Here is a 14,959-nt window from a genome sequence, read left to right on the forward strand (position 1 = left end):
GCGGGCGGCCTACTGGCCCGGCCGCAGGCGCGTCGCCTCGAGCTTCTCGCGGACCCCCGGCAGGTGCCGGCGGCTGACCGGCAGCTCGACGTTGCCGACGGTCACGCTCGGGCGGCCCGCGCCCAGGCGCACCATGCGGACCTGGTCCATCGCGACGAGGTAGGACCGGTGGGTGCGCAGGAATCCGGCGTCGGCCCACTGCCGTTCAAGGTCGTTGAGGGGGATGCGGATCAGGTAGCTTGACTCGGCGGTGTGGAGCCGGGCGTAATCGCCCTGGGCCTGGACGTACCGGATCTCGTCCCGGCGGATCCGCCGGCTGATCCCGCCCTGGTCCACGGTGATGACTTCGGGCGCCGGGGTGCCGGCCTCGGCGAGCTCGCAGATCCGCCGGACCGATTCGGACAGCCGCTCCCGGCGTACCGGCTTGAGCAGGTAGTCGACGGCGCGCAGGTCGAAGGCCTCAAGCGCCCGGTCCTCGTCGGCGGTGACGAAGACGACGGCGGGCGGGCGGGCGAGGCCCGCGATCGAGCGTGCGACCTCGAGCCCGGAGACGGCCGGCATGTGGATATCAAGGAACAGGGCGTCGACGTCGAAGTGCGCGAGGGTGGCCATCACCTCGGCACCGCTGGAGGCGCGGTGGATGGTCCGGACCCGGCGGTCCTGGGCGAGCAGGAAGGCAAGTTCGTCGACTGCGGGGAGTTCATCGTCCGCGATGACCACGTTCACCATGCCCCTAGCGTACGCTCAGGCGCGGTTCCCGGGCTGGAATTTGGGGACGCGCAGCGTGATCAGGGTTCCCGCGCCGGGGGCGGTGTCGATGATCAGGCCGTGGTCGTCGCCGTACACCTGGCGCAGCCGGGAATCCACGTTGCGCAGGCCCACGTGGACGCCGTCGGTGTGTCCCGCCAGCACCGAGCGCAGGTGCTCCGGTTCGATGCCGACGCCGTCGTCCTCCACGGTGACCTCCGCGTAGGGGCCGGCGTCGCGTGCGGTGATGGTGATGTGCCCGGTTCCGTCCTTGGACTCCAGGCCGTGGCGCACCGCGTTCTCGACGAGCGGCTGCAGGCTCAGGAACGGGATGACCGTGCCGAGCACCTCGGGGCCGATCTCCAGCCGCACCTTGAGGCGCTCGCCGAACCGGGCGCGTTCGAGGAGCAGGTACCGGTCGATGCTCCGCAGTTCCTCGGCCACCGTGGTGAAGTCGCCGTGGCGGCGGAAGGAGTAGCGGGTGAAGTCGGCGAACTCGACGACGAGGTCCCGGGCCCGCTGCGGGTCGGTGTTGATGAACGAGGCGATCGCGTTGAGCGAGTTGTAGATGAAGTGCGGACTGATCTGGGCGCGCAGGGCGCGCACCTCGGCCTCGATCAGCAGGCGGCGGGAGGAGTCGAGCTCGGCGAGCTCGACCTGCGTCGACACCCAGCCCGCCAGTTCGTTGGTGGCGCGCACCAGGCCGGCATTGGCCTCGGCGGCGAAGGCGCCGACGGTCCCGACGACCCGGCGGTCCACCCGGACCGGTGCGACGACGAGTTCGCCGAGCCCGGTGATGCCTGCCTGCTCGAGCTGGGGCCGGCGGAGGATCTGGGTGCGGCCGTTGGCCAGCGACTCCCCGATGGCCGCCATCACCCCCGGGGGTATGGTGCGCGCACCGTCCCACCCGAGCACTGCCGCCTCGTCGGTGATCATCAGGGTGTCACACCGGAGCAGGCCCTTCAGGTGGCGGCTGGCCCTGGCCGCACCCGCGGGCGTCAGCCCCTCCCGCAGGTGTTCGGACGCGAGGGCGGCGGTGTGCAGGGTGGTGTAGGTGGCCCGGTCGGCGTCGGAGCCCAGGTCCCGGAAGGAGCGGGACAGCCGGAACCCGACCGACCCCACCACCGCGAGGGTGATGGCGGCGACGGCGAACACCAGGGCGGTGTCGACGGCGGGGCTGACCATGGCTCCACAGTAGTGCCTGCCCCTGCTCCCGGCCGCGCCCGGGCGGTCCGGCGGGAAGGGCCCGTCTGCGACCGTTCGGCGCAGGGCGCCGCCCGTTGGGCGCGGGGCGGAGGCGGATTTCTGGAAAAGCGCGGCGGGGTGGGTGAGAGTGATGACAGTCACATCCCAGGTCGACCCTGCCCGGCACTGCCGCCGGCAGGCAGGGAACAGTCCAAGCAGAGGAGGAACAATGGGTTCGCACCCTATCGAACCGGGCGGGGGGTCGCCGGCTCACGACGGCGGAACCCCGGGCACCGGGCGGACGGAGGGCGCCCCGGTGGACCGGGCGCCGTCGGCGTCCGGCGCGCACAGCGCCGGCGCGGTCGACCGGCCCCCGGTCGACTTCACCGAGGTCCAGGAGACGGAGCAGTTCCGCGAACTGCGCAAACGGCACCGCAGCTTCGTCTTCCCCATGGCCGTGGTTTTCCTGCTGTGGTATTTCGCCTACGTGCTGCTGGCCGACTACGCCCACGAGTTCATGGCCACCCCGGTCTTCGGCAACGTGAACATCGGCATCCTCCTCGGGCTGGCGCAGTTCGTCAGCACGTTCGCCATCACCATGTGGTACGTCAGCTACGCCAACCGGCGGCTCGACCCCATCGCGGCGGACCTCCGGCACGAGCTCGAGGCCGCCGCCCCCGAAGCATTCAGTGATCCGACAGGCGGGACGAAATGACACCGATCCTCACCGCGGGCCCGTTCCTGCCCCTGCAGACCGGCGCGGCGACGCGCGTCGGCGAGCCCTGGCTCAACATCACCATCTTCGGCCTGTTCGTCGCGATCACCCTGGTGATCGTGCTGCGGGCCAGCCGCAACAACAAGACCGCCGCCGACTACTACGCCGCCGGCCGCTCCTTCACGGGCCCGCAGAACGGCACCGCGATCGCGGGGGACTACCTTTCGGCGGCCTCCTTCCTTGGCATCGTCGGCGCCATCGCCATCAACGGCTACGACGGGTTCCTCTACTCGATCGGCTTCCTCGTCGCCTGGCTGGTGGCCCTGCTGCTCGTGGCGGAACTGCTGCGCAACACCGGCAAGTTCACCATGGCCGACGTCCTCTCCTTCCGCCTCCAGCAGCGCCCGGTCCGGATCGCGGCGGCCATCACCACGCTCGCCGTCTGCTTCTTCTACCTGCTGGCCCAGATGGCCGGCGCCGGCGGCCTCGTCTCCCTGCTGCTGGGCATCGACGACCGCCTCGGCCAGTCGCTGGTGATCGCCGTCGTCGGGATCCTGATGATCCTCTACGTCCTGATCGGCGGCATGAAGGGCACCACCTGGGTGCAGATCATCAAGGCCTTCCTGCTCATCGTCGGTGCGTTCATCATGACGGTGTGGGTCCTGGCGATCCACAACTTCAACTTCTCGGCCCTGCTCGGCGCCGCGATCGAAACCTCGGGCAACGCTGCGATCACCAGCCCCGGCCTGCAGTACGGCCTGACCGGCACCACCCGGCTCGACTTCGTCTCCCTGGCCCTCGCCCTGGTGCTGGGCACGGCGGCCCTGCCGCACGTGCTCATGCGCTTCTACACGGTGCCGACGGCGAAGGAGGCCCGCCGCTCCGTGGTGTGGGCGATCTGGCTCATCGGTGCGTTCTACCTCTTCACCCTCGTCCTGGGTTACGGCGCCAGCGCCCTGATCGGTGCCGACCGGATCGTCGCGGCTCCGGGCGGGGTCAACTCGGCTGCGCCGCTGCTGGCCTTCGAGCTCGGCGGTCCGCTGCTGCTGGGCCTGATCTCGGCGGTCGCGTTCGCCACGATCCTCGCCGTGGTGGCCGGGCTGACGATCACCGCCGCAGCGTCGTTCGCCCATGACATCTACGCGAACGTGATCCGCCGCGGGAAGGTGGATCCGGACGGGGAGGTCAAGGTGGCCCGGCGCACGGTCGTCGTCATCGGGCTGCTCTCCATCCTCGGCGGCATCGGGGCCTCCGGCCAGAATGTCGCCTTCCTGGTGGCCCTGGCCTTCGCCGTCGCCGCCAGCGCCAACCTGCCGACGATCCTCTACTCGCTGTTCTGGCGGAAGTTCAACACCCAGGGCGCCATGTGGAGCATGTACGGCGGGCTCGGCTCGGCCATCCTGCTGATCGCGCTGTCCCCGGTGGTCTCCGGGGCCGAGACGTCGATGATCAAGGGCGCCGACTTTTCGATCTTCCCGCTGAACAACCCCGGCATCGTGTCGATTCCGCTGGCCTTCTTCCTGGGCTGGCTGGGCACGACGCTGTCGAAGAAGATTGAGGATCCGCTCACCCAGGCCGAAATGGAGGTCCGCTCCCTGACCGGCGTCGGAGCCGAGAAGGCCATCGACCACTAGGGGCGGCGGCCGCCACCACCCGGGCGGATCGACCCGGGTGCAGACGACGAGGGGCCCGCAGCACCGGACCGGTGCTGCGGGCCCCTTGGCGTGGAGGGCACGGTGGAGCCCGCCGCGATGTTCAGCCTCAGTCGCTGGGGCTGATATCGGTGGGCAGTTCCTGCCCGCCGGACTCGCGGTCGGCCTCCTCGGCCGGGCCCGCCGCGATGTTCAGCCCGGGCGCCTCCTCCGGCTCTCCGTCACCGCCACCCTCGGAGTCGGGATCGTCGGGGCCGGGCGCCTGCCGGTCGGGCCGGGGGGCGATCCCGCCGGCACTGTCGGTGGTTCCGGGCTCCCCGCCTTCACCGCTGTGAGGGGCGTCGTCCGTTCCGCCGCCGTCCGTTCCGCCGGTGCCGGCGTCGTCGGACGCCGTTTCGGCGATGTTCTCCCGGGGCACCGGGTTGGCCGCCTGGGTGAGCCCGTCACGGACCGGGCTTGATGGTTCTTCGGATTCGGGGGCCATCGTGTACTCCTTTGCAGGCGTGGGTCGACCTGTACGGTGCCGCGGTTGCGCCGCGGCGCCCGGCGGTGCTTTGACCCTAGCCCCGCGCCGCGGTGAACCAAAAGGGAAAGAAGCGGCGTGCCACCGGAGCCGATCCGCGGTAGGGATCCGTCGCTCCACGGTGCGCGGCAGTGCTAGGAGGGCGGGCGGGGGCCGCGGTGGAGCAGGGGTTCCACCCGGAAGGGGACGAGCTCTCCCATCGCGAGCGAGGTGTCGCAGCGTTCGACGCCGTCGCAGGCGAGGATTTTCCCGTTAACCCGGAAGAGGTCCTCGGCATCGGCCGAGACCACCCGCACCAGGATGTCGGCCTGCCCGCTGAGGCCGTACGCCTCGATCACCTCAGGGATCTCGCTGATCCGGGCGGTGATTTCGGCGAGTTTCTGCTGCTGGACGTGGACGTGGATGAAGGCCATCAGCGGGTAGCCGAGGGCGGCGGGATTGATGCGCCGCTCAAAGGAGAGGAAGACCGATTTCTGCTCAAGCCGGGTCATGCGGGCCTGCACCGTATTGCGCGAGAGGCCCAGTTTCTCGGCTAGGGCGACGACGGTCCGCCGGGGGTCCTTGGCCATCGCGAGGAGCAGGCGGAGGTCGGTGCCATCAAGGGGTTGCATACTGCGCAACGCTAACACGCCTCAAGTGCCAGGAATAGAGCATAATGCTCAATGAATAACATTTCAGTTGTGCCACCTGTGGGGTGTGAGTAGTGTCACAGGTACTTCGGGCAATGGCGCCCGGAGTGTCCCGGAGGCGTTTCGGCGCCGCGGACGGACCGGCCTGACAGTGAAGGCGAAGTGCATCGTGGCCCTGAAAAACATCGAATCCGTTCCCGGCGGCCCGGGAAAGCAGTCGTCCGGACTCGTCCAGCTGATCACCGCCGACGGCGTCCGCGTGCCGGAGCCGACCTACGACCGGCTCGTCGCCGATATCGACGGCGCCGCGCTCCAGGGCCTCTACGAGGACATGGTCGTCGTGCGCAGGATCGACTCCGAAGCCACGGCCCTCCAGCGCCAGGGCGAACTGGCCCTGTGGCCGCCGCTGCTCGGCCAGGAGGCGGCGCAGATCGGCTCGGGCCGGGCCCTGCGCCGGGACGACTTCGTCTTCTCGAGCTACCGGGAGAACGCCGTGGCCTACTGCCGAGGCGTCGACCTCACCGACATCCTGCGCGTCTGGCGCGGCAACGCCTCCTCCGGCTGGGATCCCTACGCCATCAATATGGCAACCCCCCAGGTCATCATCGGGGCGCAGACCCTCCACGCAACCGGCTACGCGATGGGCATCCTCAACGACGGTGACGACGCCGTCGCGGTCACCTACTTCGGCGACGGCGCCACCAGCCAGGGCGACGTCAACGAGGCGATGGTCTTCGCGGCGAGCTTCCAGGCGCCGGTGATCTTCTTCTGCCAGAACAACCACTGGGCCATCTCCGAGCCGGTCGGCCTGCAGGCCCACGTGCCGATCGCGAACCGGGCGCCCGGCTTCGGCATCCCCTCGGTGCGCGTCGACGGCAACGACGTCCTCGCCTGCCTCGCCGTCACCCGCCAGGCCCTCGCCCGGGCGCGCTCCGGCGGAGGGCCCACCTTTATCGAGGCGGTCACCTACCGGATGGGCCCGCACACCACGGCGGACGACCCCACCCGGTACCGGGACGCCAACGAGCTCGAGGACTGGGCGGCGAAGGACCCGCTGAAGCGCCTCGAGGCCCACCTGGCATCCCTCCGGCTCTTCGACGAAGCCTTCACCACCTCGGTGAAGGCCAAGGCCGACGCCGTCGCCGCCGAGCTGCGCGCCGGCTGCCTCGGGATGCCGGAACCGGCCCCGGGCGATGTGTTCAAGCACGTCTACTCCACACCGAACTCCTGGCTCGACCGCCAGCAGGACCACTACGAGCGGTACCTCTCAACCTTCGCCGACAGCGCATCCTCCGACGGGAGCTCCTGATGTCCACTCTTACCTTCGGCCGCGCGATCAACGCGGGCCTGCGTCGGGCCCTGGACAACGATCCCAAGGTGATCCTCCTGGGCGAGGACATCGGCAAGCTCGGCGGCGTCTTCCGCATCACGGACGGACTGCAGAAGGACTTTGGGCCGCACCGGGTCCTGGACACCCCGCTCGCGGAGTCCGGCATCATGGGCACGGCCGTCGGCATGGCCTACCGCGGCTACCGGCCCGTCGTCGAAATCCAGTTCGACGGCTTCATCTACCCGGCGTTCGACCAGATCGTGTGCCAGGTCGCGAAGATCCACTACCGGACTCAGGGCGCCGTGAAGATGCCCATCACCATCCGCGTCCCCTTCGGCGGCGGCATCGGGTCCCCGGAGCACCACTCGGAATCACCGGAGGCCTACTTCACCCACACCTCCGGCCTGCGCGTCATCAGCCCGTCGAATCCACAGGACGCGTACACGATGATCCAGCAGGCGATCAGCTCCGACGACCCCGTGCTGTACTTCGAACCGAAGCGCCGCTACCACGTCAAGGGGGAGGTGGATGAGGCCTCCGACCCGGCGGCGTCGAGCATGGAAAAGGCCCGCGTCGTCACCGAAGGCTCCGACGTCACCCTCGTCACCTACGGGCCGCTGGTGCCCACGGCGCGCGACGCCGCCGTGGCCGCGGGCGACGACGGCGTCTCCATCGAGGTCATCGACCTGCGCTCCCTGGCGCCGATCGACTTCGAAACCGTCGAAGCCTCGGTGCGGAAGACCGGGCGCCTTGTCATCACGCACGAGGCCGCCCAGTCCGGCGGGCTCGGGGCCGAGATCGCCGCGAGCATCACCGAGCGGTGTTTCTACCACCTGGAGCACGCCCCGGTCCGCGTGACGGGGTTCGATATTCCCTACCCGTACTCGAAGCTTGAATTCCACCATCTGCCGGACCTCGACCGCATCCTCGACGGCGTCGACCGGGTGCTTGGCCGGCCCAACTCACTGAGCGGACTCGAAAGGTAGTGGCAGGCGTGATCAAGGAGTTCCGGCTTCCCGACCTCGGTGAGGGCCTCACTGAGTCTGAAATCGTCAACTGGCACGTGGCGGTGGGGGACACCGTGGAGCTCAACCAGATCATTGCCGACGTGGAGACCGCCAAGGCCGTCGTCGAACTGCCCTCGCCCTACGCCGGCGTGATCGCCGAACTGCACGAACAGCCCGGCACGGTCGTCGAGGTCGGAGCGCCGCTGGTGTCCTTCGAGGTGCCCGGGCCCGCGGGCGGAGCGCCGGCACCCGTAGGCGCCGCGGAGGCGTCCCAGGAGAGCGCAGCGCCCGCCCGGCGGGAGCCGAACCTCGTCGGGTACGGTGCCGCAGTGGAGAAGGGCGGCCGGCCCGAGCGGCGGGCCCGCCGCGTCGCCGTTTCCACGTCCGGCCTTGCGTCGGACGGAGGAGGCCTGTCCGGTCGCGCCGTCGCGCCTGTGACTATCGCCCCTATGGCTGTCGCGACCGCGCCCGACGCCGTCGCCCCCGCACCTGCCGCGACCGCACCCGCCGCGGGTGCTCCTGCTGCCGCGCCTGCGGGTGCGGTCCCGGGCCCGGGTGCCGGCCCGGGCACCGCTCCACCGAAGCCGGCGGCGCATCCTGCGGCCGCGACGCAGGAGCGTCCTCGGTCCACCCCGCCCGTGCGGAAGCTGGCGCGGGATCTCGGTGTGGGCCTTGAGGCAGTCCACGGCACCGGGCCCGGTGGGCTGATCACCCGCGACGACATCCTGCGTGCCGCCGGGTCCGCCGCCGGAGCGGGCTTCGGCGCAGGGGCCGAGCGCGGCAACGGCACGCTTCCCGCGGTCCCCGACGCCCCGGCCGTCGCGCAGGACGCGGGACGCGAGACCCGTTCGCCCATCAAGGGCATGCGGAAGCACACCGCGGCGGCCATGGTGGCCAGCGCGTTCACCGCGCCCCACGTCACCGAGTTCCTGACCGTCGACGTCACGCCCACGATGGAACTCATCGGCCGGGTCCGGGAATCGAAGGCGTTCGCCGGTGTGCGGATCACCCCGCTGACCATCGTGGCGAAGGCCCTGTGCATCGCCCTGCGGCGCCACCCGACTCTCAACTCCCGCTGGGACGAGGCCGCCGGCGAAATCGTGCAGTTCAACTACGTCAACCTCGGCATCGCCGCCGCCACACCCCGCGGACTGCTGGTGCCCAATATCAAGGACGCGCAGCAGTTGGGCCTTCGTGAGCTGGCCGATGCGCTGACCGGCCTCACCGAGCGGGCGCGTGCCGGCAAGACCGGCCCGGCCGACCTGTCGGGTGGGACCATCTCCATCACGAACATCGGGGTCTTCGGCATCGACGCCGGTACGCCGATCCTCAACCCCGGGGAAGCGGCGATCCTCGCCATGGGCGCGGTCCGCCGCATGCCCTGGGAGTTCGAGGGCCAGATCGCGCTGCGCTCGGTGATGACCCTGAGCCTTTCGTTCGACCACCGGCTGGTCGACGGCGAACAGGGTTCACGGTTCCTCGCCGACGTCGGTGCGGTCCTGTCCGACCCGGGGATGGTCCTCACCATGGTGTGACGACGGCTGCTGCTCCAGCGGCGCCCGAGCCTCAGGCGCTCCCGCGGTCGGCCGAGCGCCCGTTCCACGGGGCGGGGACTCCCGGCGTCCACCGGGAGCCGCGAATCCGCACCGGTGGACGAAATGCGGGGAAAAATCCGCACCATCCCGGTGGGGGGCTCGACAGCGCGGAGTAGAGTCGAAGACACACCGGACAGGGGATCGGCCGGAGGCCTGCGGTGCTTCTGTGCGCACGTGCGCGGTCCGCGCTGGATGAACGACGGTGGCCCGGGTATCGGATGCGACCCCGCCGTCCCATGAATCCGGTGGAGTGCAGGTCGGCGACGCGAAAAAACAGCGGCGACGGCGAATCGCTGAAGAGCTAGAGGCAGGGCGGGGTGAGTTCGATGACGGAGCACGAATCGCAGCCGGGAAGGCAGCGGCGGAGCTTGGACGACCTTGCCCACCAGTTGGGCACGCTCGCCCGCCAGATGCAGAAGGAACAGGACACCGAGGCGATCCTCGAAGATATCGTCCGCGCCGCCATCCGCTTGATCCCCGCGGTCGCCCACGGGTCGGTCAGCATGGTGCGGGCGCGCCGGTCGGTGATCTCCCGGGCCGCCTCCGGCGAGCTGCCACGCAGGGTCGATGCCGTCCAGAGCGAGACGGGCCAGGGCCCGTGCCTCGACGCCGCGTACGAGGAGCAGGTTGTCCGGGTTCCAGACCTGAGCACCGAAACCCGCTGGCCCGATTTCGCCCAGCGGGCCTGGGACCTGGGTGCGCGGAGCATGCTTTCGTTCCAGCTGTTTGTTCAGGGCGACACCCTCGGTGCGCTGAACCTGTACGGCGCGGAGGTGGGTGTCTTCGACGAGGAGAGTGAACAGATCGGGCTGCTGGTCGCCGCCCATGCGGCTGTCGCCTTCGCCGATGCCCGCGAAATCAGCCAGCTCAACCGGGCCCTGGTGAGCCGGGATGTGATCGGACAGGCCAAGGGGATCCTCATGGAACGGTTCAAGATCACCGCCCCGCAGGCCTTCGTGCTGCTGTCGGCGGTCAGCTCGACGACGAACACGAAGCTGCAGGTCATCGCCGAACGGCTGGCCAGCAGCGGCGACATCAACATTCGGGGGAACGGTCCCGCACAGACGGCGGCCAAACGTTGAGCGGCGCTGCCGGGCGGGCAAACAGGCCGCCGACCCGCGGCGCAAACAGGGGTGCGGGCCCTAGTTGGCCAGACGGAACCGGGGGAAGTGCCGGCGCCGGCTGGCGCTGTGGTGCTCCGCACTGTAGGGGGCGCGGCAGCAGTGGAAGCTGCCTCCGGTGAACATATCGTCGATGAGCTCGTTGACGGCCTGCGAGATGCAGTCGCGCTCCTGGAAGGGCAGCTGGATCAGCCCATGCAGGTAGGCATCGACCTCAAACCCATCCAACGAGCCGCCCATGTTGAGGTAGTGCTGAACGACCTCACCGAGCGACAGGCCCGAACACTCGAGGGCGTCGTAGGTGCGCTGGTGCTGCATGGGCTTCGTCCCTCGGGTGAGTTGGCGGCGAAAGCGGCCTGCGCCCCCGTCGGGGTCCGCCCCACCCGCGGCTAGGAATGCCTGCTTTCCGTTCCCTCCTATTGTGTGCCCGCCACCTCAAGGAGTCCCGTTTGGAAACCTGTGGTTTGCCTCAAGAAACCGTGCCGCTCCCGTCAGCCTTCAAGGACCGCCTGGAACCTGATGCGCTGGTGAGGCAGGAGCAGGCGCAGGAACTGGGGATTCTCGCGCAGGAATTCCTGCGCTTCGGCGCAATAGGGTGCGATATCGAGGCGTCGGCGGTGGGCGTTCATCAGGACCGACTGCATGAGCACCGGCTCCAGTCCCATCGAACGGAACCGCCGGTCGATGACCGCCTGGATCAGCAGGACCTCACCACCGCGCAGTTCGTATTTGACGTAGCCGGCCATGAGCCCTTCCCGGTAGAGCTCGAACCGTGAGTACAGCACGTTGTCCCTGAAGGTGCCCCGCTGGCCCGGCGGTTCGGGCTGGGCCGGAAGTTGGGCCGTGTGCTCTCTGGCTTCCAGTTCCTCAACGAGCGCTTCGTAGCGTTCGCGGACCTCGAGGGGAGGGTAGGGGGTGTCCATGAGCTGGTAGGTCTGGTTGCACATCGTGCGCAGCTGCCGCGTGGACAGGGCCGTGAGGTCCGTGGGGAACGGGACCTCGCCCCCCGGTGAGGCGTGCGGAGGTGCCGGGTTGGGGGAGTGTCCCCAAAATAACGGGCGCGCGTCAAGGTCGGAAGCAGGGGAGTGGACATGCAGGAGATTGTTCACTGGAACTCCATGGTCGAGGGGCCACAGGCCTCCTGCTCGACCGGTTACCCCAGTCTAGACGGGAGGCTCGAAAAGTGAAAGGTCAGGAGGCTTATTACCTCGTCCCGGCGTCCCGGCGGGACTCCCTTACGGTCCCTTCCGGGCCTCGAACCGCTCCTCGTAGATGTTCTTGGCCTCCTCGAGCACTGCGGCATCGAGCCGCCCGAGTGGGCGGATGTCGGTCAGGAGGGGTTCGCAGTCGGGCCCGCGGCCGGCGCAGGTTCCCGTCAGGACCCAGGCGTGGCGGTCCTGCCTCTCGCCCAGATGCTTGTACTGGCAGATCTGGCGCGCCAGCCAATCCTTCAAGGGGCGGGTCCACCATGCCTCCGGCGTGAGGGGGTTCACCGAGAGGCCGGGCAGCGCCAGTCCGCTCTCGGTATCCGTGCTCTGGGAACCGGCATCGGCCTCGTATCCCTTGGAATAGCGGAGGTAGACGTCGTCCGCCGCTGCCACGAGCCGCTCGAGTTCCGCCAGGTCCCTGAGTAGGATTCCGTCCGGTGTGGCTGCCATTGCCGCCTTTCCTGTCCGCGCCCGGTACGCTCCCGGGCGCGCCATCGCTGTGGCCGCACCCGCTGGCACCGGCGGACCGGGCCGGTGCATTGGCCCGGGAGACCCCCGAATCCGTAAGCATACTTACTAGATTCAAGGATCGTAGTGACGGCTGCCGGGGTCAAGGATCCGCGCGGCGGTCAGGTTCAGCTTGCAGAGGGGGCCGGTTCCTGCCCGCATGCGCCACGCAGTTCGGTCAGGGCGTCATCCGGTACTGAGTCGCCCGCCTCCGCGAGGCGGTCCGCCGGGGCCAGGACCTCCTCCGGCACTCCGGCGCTCCTGGCCGGCGGAATCAGGGCGCCGAGGAGTTCCCTGTCCCGTGCGCTGACGAGGCCGTCCTCGGTCACCGCGCAGATCTGTTCCTTCACTTCGCCCGCCGCGGCGGTTGCGGCCGAGGACACGGCGTCCCGGGCGGTGTCCTCCACCTGGGCGCAGCCGCCCAGCAACGCTGTCAGCGACACGGCAAGCAGGACGGCGCGCAGCGGGCGCCGGACGTGGTTTCGGGTATCGGTGCTCATGAGTGGTGCTCCTTGGTTCTGTGCATGCTCGAAGGGGTGGGGCCGGGGGACAAGCTCCGTGGTTCCACACAGGGCTCAGGTTGCCGGGACCGCCGAAATCTTTCCTTCGCGGAAGGCGTCGACGAACAGCGAATGATCCTCACGGACCTCCGCGGCGTAGGCGGTTGCGAAGTCGATGATGTCCTCGATGAAGTCCTCCTCCCGTCCCTCCAACAGTTCCATGATCGCGGTTTCGGTGCGGAAGGGCACGAGGTCGTGGTCGCTGTCCTCATCACTGGAACAGTGGATCTTGGCGGTCGCCTGGCCCAGACTCGCCAACACGGGCTCCATCTGGGACGGCTCGGTGAGGTCCTCCCAGTCCAGGTCCCGCTTGTAGGGGGAAAGTTCGGAGACCACGAAGGACACTCCGTCGATCGTGGTGTAACCGAGGAAGGGATCGGTGTGGGTCTGAAGGGAGCGCTGGCTGATGACCGCACGGTGGCCGTCATCGATGAAGTAGGAGCGCACCCGCTCATCGGAGACGATCCGGCTTGGCGCGGCGACATTCGACTGCTTCATGGCCAGGATGATGTCGTTCTCCTGGGCTTCATCGAACCCTTCGATGAGGACGTTGTAGGCGGGCAGCCCCGCGCTGCCGATGCCGAAGCCCTTCTTGCCGACGATTCCCTTGACCCGGTAGAACACGCGGCGCCGGGAGCGTTCGCTGTCGGGGATGGTGCCCAGGTATTCCTCGAATGCCGCATTCACCTTCCGGTACTCCGGCTCATCCAGGGCGCGGATCGAGCCGTCCTCGCGGAAGTGCCGTTCGTAGTCCTCGATCCGGGTCAGCGACTCCAGGAGCCGGGTGCGCTTCGAGGCCCGGGCCTCCTGGAGGATGGCCCGGATCGCGCCGTCGGTGTTCGACAGTCCGAAGGCGAAATCGGAATCCCCGGCCGTCACATACTCGCGCACCCGGTTGAGGTATCCCTCCAGATAGACCCGTGCGAGGTCGCGCACGGCCCGGGTGGGCAGGGCCTTCTGCCAGCACATCAGGGCCAGGGAGGCCGCGAAGCGGCGCAGGTCCCAGGAGAAGTGGCCAACGTAGGCCTCGTCGAAGTCATTGACGTCGAAGGTGAGGCGTCCCTCATTGTTCATGTAGGTGCCGAAGTTCGCGGCGTGCAGGTCGCCGTGGATCCAGACGCGGCTGGTGCGCTCATCGGCCCAGCGGTCATCCAGGTCCGCCATGTCGGCGTAGAACAGGGCCGCACTCCCGCGGTAGAAGGCGTACGGGTCGGCGGCCATCTTCCGGAACCGGGCGCGGAAAGCGTGCGGGTCCGCGTTCATGAGCGCCTCGTGGGCCTCGACGAGGATGTCGATGATGTGCTGTTGGCGGCGCGCGGAGTCGACCATTGGGCCAGACTACCGGTGCGTGAGCCGGACTGCCCGTGCGGCGGGTTTCCGTGCCGCGTCAGCCAGCCGCGCCGCGGGCCGCCGACTCGATCCGCCCGCGGTGCCGCGCCCACTCCTCGGCGGTCCGCCGCGTCACGTTGGGGTCATCGGGACTGTTGCCGGCCGCTCCATCGATCGACTCCCTGAGGATGTCGGCGTGACCGGCGTGCCGGGCCGTCTCGACGCACATGTGCACAAGGATCGAGTGGAGGGTGACCCGGCGGCGTTGCGGCGGCCACCACGGCACCTCGCCCCCGGCGGTGAGGGGGAGGGCCTCGATCGTCGCGTCGCTGTGCCGGGCGGAGAAGTGGTGAAGCTCAACGATGTCGGCGCGGCTCTCACCGGCGGCAGCCCACATGTCGGCGTCCGGCTCGGCGTCCCCGGCCAGCCAGGGCAGGCCGAGCCCGCTGGGGCGGCCGAAGACCTCCCCGAAGTAGCCGAGTTCGACGCTCGCCACGTGCTTGACGAGGCCGAGCAGGTTGGTGCCTGTGGGGGTCAGGGGCCGCCGCGCGTCGTATTCGTCGAGGCCCTCGAGTTTCCCCAGGAGGTTGCCGCGGCAGGTGCGCAGGTACCGCAGCAACGTCGCCTTTTCGTCCATGGGGGCACTCTATCGAACCGGGCCTCACGGCGCCCTGGCGCGCCACAGCGGCACTCGAACCAATCAGCGCTATCGTCGATCAGCGCCGTTCTCCGACGGCGGTGTCCCCGGCGCGGCGGAGTGCCTGGTGGACATCGATTGAACGGGGCGGGAGCGGATGGCATTCTCGACGGGTTGGACGCGACGGCCGGAAAGACCGGCCCGGCACGCCTTG

The 14,959-nt window shown here is 69.3% G+C and carries 16 protein-coding genes; 6 read left to right on the forward strand and 10 right to left on the reverse strand.

Features of this window, described 5'->3' with window-relative positions; translation table 11 throughout:
• Positions 1-9 precede the first annotated feature (9 nt).
• The gene (locus ACX80W_RS08820; RefSeq protein WP_459282374.1) at positions 10-729 is read right to left on the reverse strand and encodes a LytR/AlgR family response regulator transcription factor; all 720 of its coding nucleotides are present in this window, start codon (positions 727-729) and stop codon (positions 10-12) included.
• Positions 730-744: 15 nt separating this feature from the next.
• Entirely contained in the window at positions 745-1,932 is a 1,188-nt protein-coding gene (locus ACX80W_RS08825; RefSeq protein ID WP_459282615.1) for a sensor histidine kinase, read from the reverse strand.
• A gap of 316 nt (positions 1,933-2,248) precedes the next feature.
• On the opposite strand from ACX80W_RS08825, the gene ACX80W_RS08830 reads away from it, so the two are divergent.
• A complete protein-coding gene (locus tag ACX80W_RS08830) occupies positions 2,249-2,647 on the forward strand; it encodes a DUF485 domain-containing protein (RefSeq protein WP_459282617.1) in 399 nt (132 codons plus the stop codon).
• The gene (locus tag ACX80W_RS08835) at positions 2,644-4,281 is read left to right on the forward strand and encodes a monocarboxylic acid transporter (protein WP_459282376.1); all 1,638 of its coding nucleotides are present in this window, start codon (positions 2,644-2,646) and stop codon (positions 4,279-4,281) included. Before ACX80W_RS08830 ends, ACX80W_RS08835 begins: the two co-directional genes overlap by 4 nt.
• 127 nt (positions 4,282-4,408) lie before the next feature.
• On the opposite strand, the gene ACX80W_RS08840 is transcribed toward ACX80W_RS08835, so the two are convergent.
• Positions 4,409-4,783, reverse strand: a complete 375-nt coding sequence (locus ACX80W_RS08840; RefSeq protein ID WP_459282377.1) for a hypothetical protein — start codon at positions 4,781-4,783, stop codon at positions 4,409-4,411.
• A gap of 173 nt (positions 4,784-4,956) precedes the next feature.
• The gene (locus ACX80W_RS08845; protein ID WP_133403273.1) at positions 4,957-5,433 is read right to left on the reverse strand and encodes an Lrp/AsnC family transcriptional regulator; all 477 of its coding nucleotides are present in this window, start codon (positions 5,431-5,433) and stop codon (positions 4,957-4,959) included.
• A 193-nt stretch (positions 5,434-5,626) separates the two neighbouring features.
• On the opposite strand from ACX80W_RS08845, the gene pdhA reads away from it, so the two are divergent.
• The 4 genes from pdhA (at position 5,627) to ACX80W_RS08865 (ending at position 10,465) form a co-directional block, all read left to right on the forward strand.
• Positions 5,627-6,760: a pyruvate dehydrogenase (acetyl-transferring) E1 component subunit alpha gene (pdhA, locus tag ACX80W_RS08850; protein ID WP_459282619.1), complete on the forward strand. Its 1,134-nt coding sequence runs from the start codon at positions 5,627-5,629 to the stop codon at positions 6,758-6,760.
• Positions 6,760-7,767: an alpha-ketoacid dehydrogenase subunit beta gene (locus ACX80W_RS08855; protein ID WP_459282380.1), complete on the forward strand. Its 1,008-nt coding sequence runs from the start codon at positions 6,760-6,762 to the stop codon at positions 7,765-7,767. Before pdhA ends, ACX80W_RS08855 begins: the two co-directional genes overlap by 1 nt.
• An 8-nt stretch (positions 7,768-7,775) precedes the next feature.
• Complete coding sequence (locus ACX80W_RS08860; protein WP_459282382.1) at positions 7,776-9,323, forward strand: dihydrolipoamide acetyltransferase family protein; 1,548 nt, start codon at positions 7,776-7,778, stop codon at positions 9,321-9,323.
• A 386-nt stretch (positions 9,324-9,709) separates the two neighbouring features.
• Positions 9,710-10,465, forward strand: coding sequence for a GAF and ANTAR domain-containing protein (locus tag ACX80W_RS08865; protein ID WP_459282620.1), 756 nt, complete (start codon positions 9,710-9,712; stop codon positions 10,463-10,465).
• Between the two features lie 60 nt (positions 10,466-10,525).
• Here the strand turns inward: ACX80W_RS08865 and ACX80W_RS08870 are convergent, their stop codons facing one another.
• The 6 genes from ACX80W_RS08870 to ACX80W_RS08895 all read right to left on the reverse strand — a co-directional run bounded on the left by ACX80W_RS08870 (position 10,526) and on the right by ACX80W_RS08895 (position 14,745).
• Positions 10,526-10,822: a hypothetical protein gene (locus tag ACX80W_RS08870; protein WP_459282384.1), complete on the reverse strand. Its 297-nt coding sequence runs from the start codon at positions 10,820-10,822 to the stop codon at positions 10,526-10,528.
• Between the two features lie 173 nt (positions 10,823-10,995).
• Positions 10,996-11,613 (reverse strand): N-acetyltransferase, encoded by a 618-nt coding sequence (locus ACX80W_RS08875; RefSeq protein WP_459282385.1) that lies wholly within the window; start codon positions 11,611-11,613, stop codon positions 10,996-10,998.
• A gap of 126 nt (positions 11,614-11,739) precedes the next feature.
• On the reverse strand, positions 11,740-12,162 hold the full coding sequence (locus ACX80W_RS08880; protein ID WP_459282387.1) for a DUF6098 family protein: 423 nt from the start codon (positions 12,160-12,162) through the stop codon (positions 11,740-11,742).
• A gap of 185 nt (positions 12,163-12,347) precedes the next feature.
• Entirely contained in the window at positions 12,348-12,719 is a 372-nt protein-coding gene (locus ACX80W_RS08885; protein ID WP_459282389.1) for a hypothetical protein, read from the reverse strand.
• 75 nt (positions 12,720-12,794) lie between these two features.
• Positions 12,795-14,108, reverse strand: coding sequence for a DUF2252 domain-containing protein (locus ACX80W_RS08890; protein WP_459282391.1), 1,314 nt, complete (start codon positions 14,106-14,108; stop codon positions 12,795-12,797).
• 58 nt (positions 14,109-14,166) lie between these two features.
• Entirely contained in the window at positions 14,167-14,745 is a 579-nt protein-coding gene (locus ACX80W_RS08895; protein WP_459282393.1) for a DinB family protein, read from the reverse strand.
• Positions 14,746-14,959: the final 214 nt, after the last annotated feature.

It is taken from the genome of Arthrobacter melezitosi (assembly GCF_054511055.1).

Coding starts and splice junctions, on each gene's coding strand:
- ACX80W_RS08885 (WP_459282389.1), bottom strand. CDS start 12,719: ATGAGCACCGATACCCGAAACCACGTCCGGCGCCCGCTGCGCGCCGTC.
- ACX80W_RS08880 (WP_459282387.1), bottom strand. CDS start 12,162: ATGGCAGCCACACCGGACGGAATCCTACTCAGGGACCTGGCGGAACTC.
- ACX80W_RS08895 (WP_459282393.1), bottom strand. CDS start 14,745: ATGGACGAAAAGGCGACGTTGCTGCGGTACCTGCGCACCTGCCGCGGC.
- ACX80W_RS08820 (WP_459282374.1), bottom strand. CDS start 729: ATGGTGAACGTGGTCATCGCGGACGATGAACTCCCCGCAGTCGACGAA.
- ACX80W_RS08840 (WP_459282377.1), bottom strand. CDS start 4,783: ATGGCCCCCGAATCCGAAGAACCATCAAGCCCGGTCCGTGACGGGCTC.
- ACX80W_RS08855 (WP_459282380.1), top strand. CDS start 6,760: ATGTCCACTCTTACCTTCGGCCGCGCGATCAACGCGGGCCTGCGTCGG.
- ACX80W_RS08835 (WP_459282376.1), top strand. CDS start 2,644: ATGACACCGATCCTCACCGCGGGCCCGTTCCTGCCCCTGCAGACCGGC.
- ACX80W_RS08825 (WP_459282615.1), bottom strand. CDS start 1,932: ATGGTCAGCCCCGCCGTCGACACCGCCCTGGTGTTCGCCGTCGCCGCC.
- ACX80W_RS08890 (WP_459282391.1), bottom strand. CDS start 14,108: ATGGTCGACTCCGCGCGCCGCCAACAGCACATCATCGACATCCTCGTC.
- ACX80W_RS08865 (WP_459282620.1), top strand. CDS start 9,710: ATGACGGAGCACGAATCGCAGCCGGGAAGGCAGCGGCGGAGCTTGGAC.
- ACX80W_RS08845 (WP_133403273.1), bottom strand. CDS start 5,433: ATGCAACCCCTTGATGGCACCGACCTCCGCCTGCTCCTCGCGATGGCC.
- ACX80W_RS08870 (WP_459282384.1), bottom strand. CDS start 10,822: ATGCAGCACCAGCGCACCTACGACGCCCTCGAGTGTTCGGGCCTGTCG.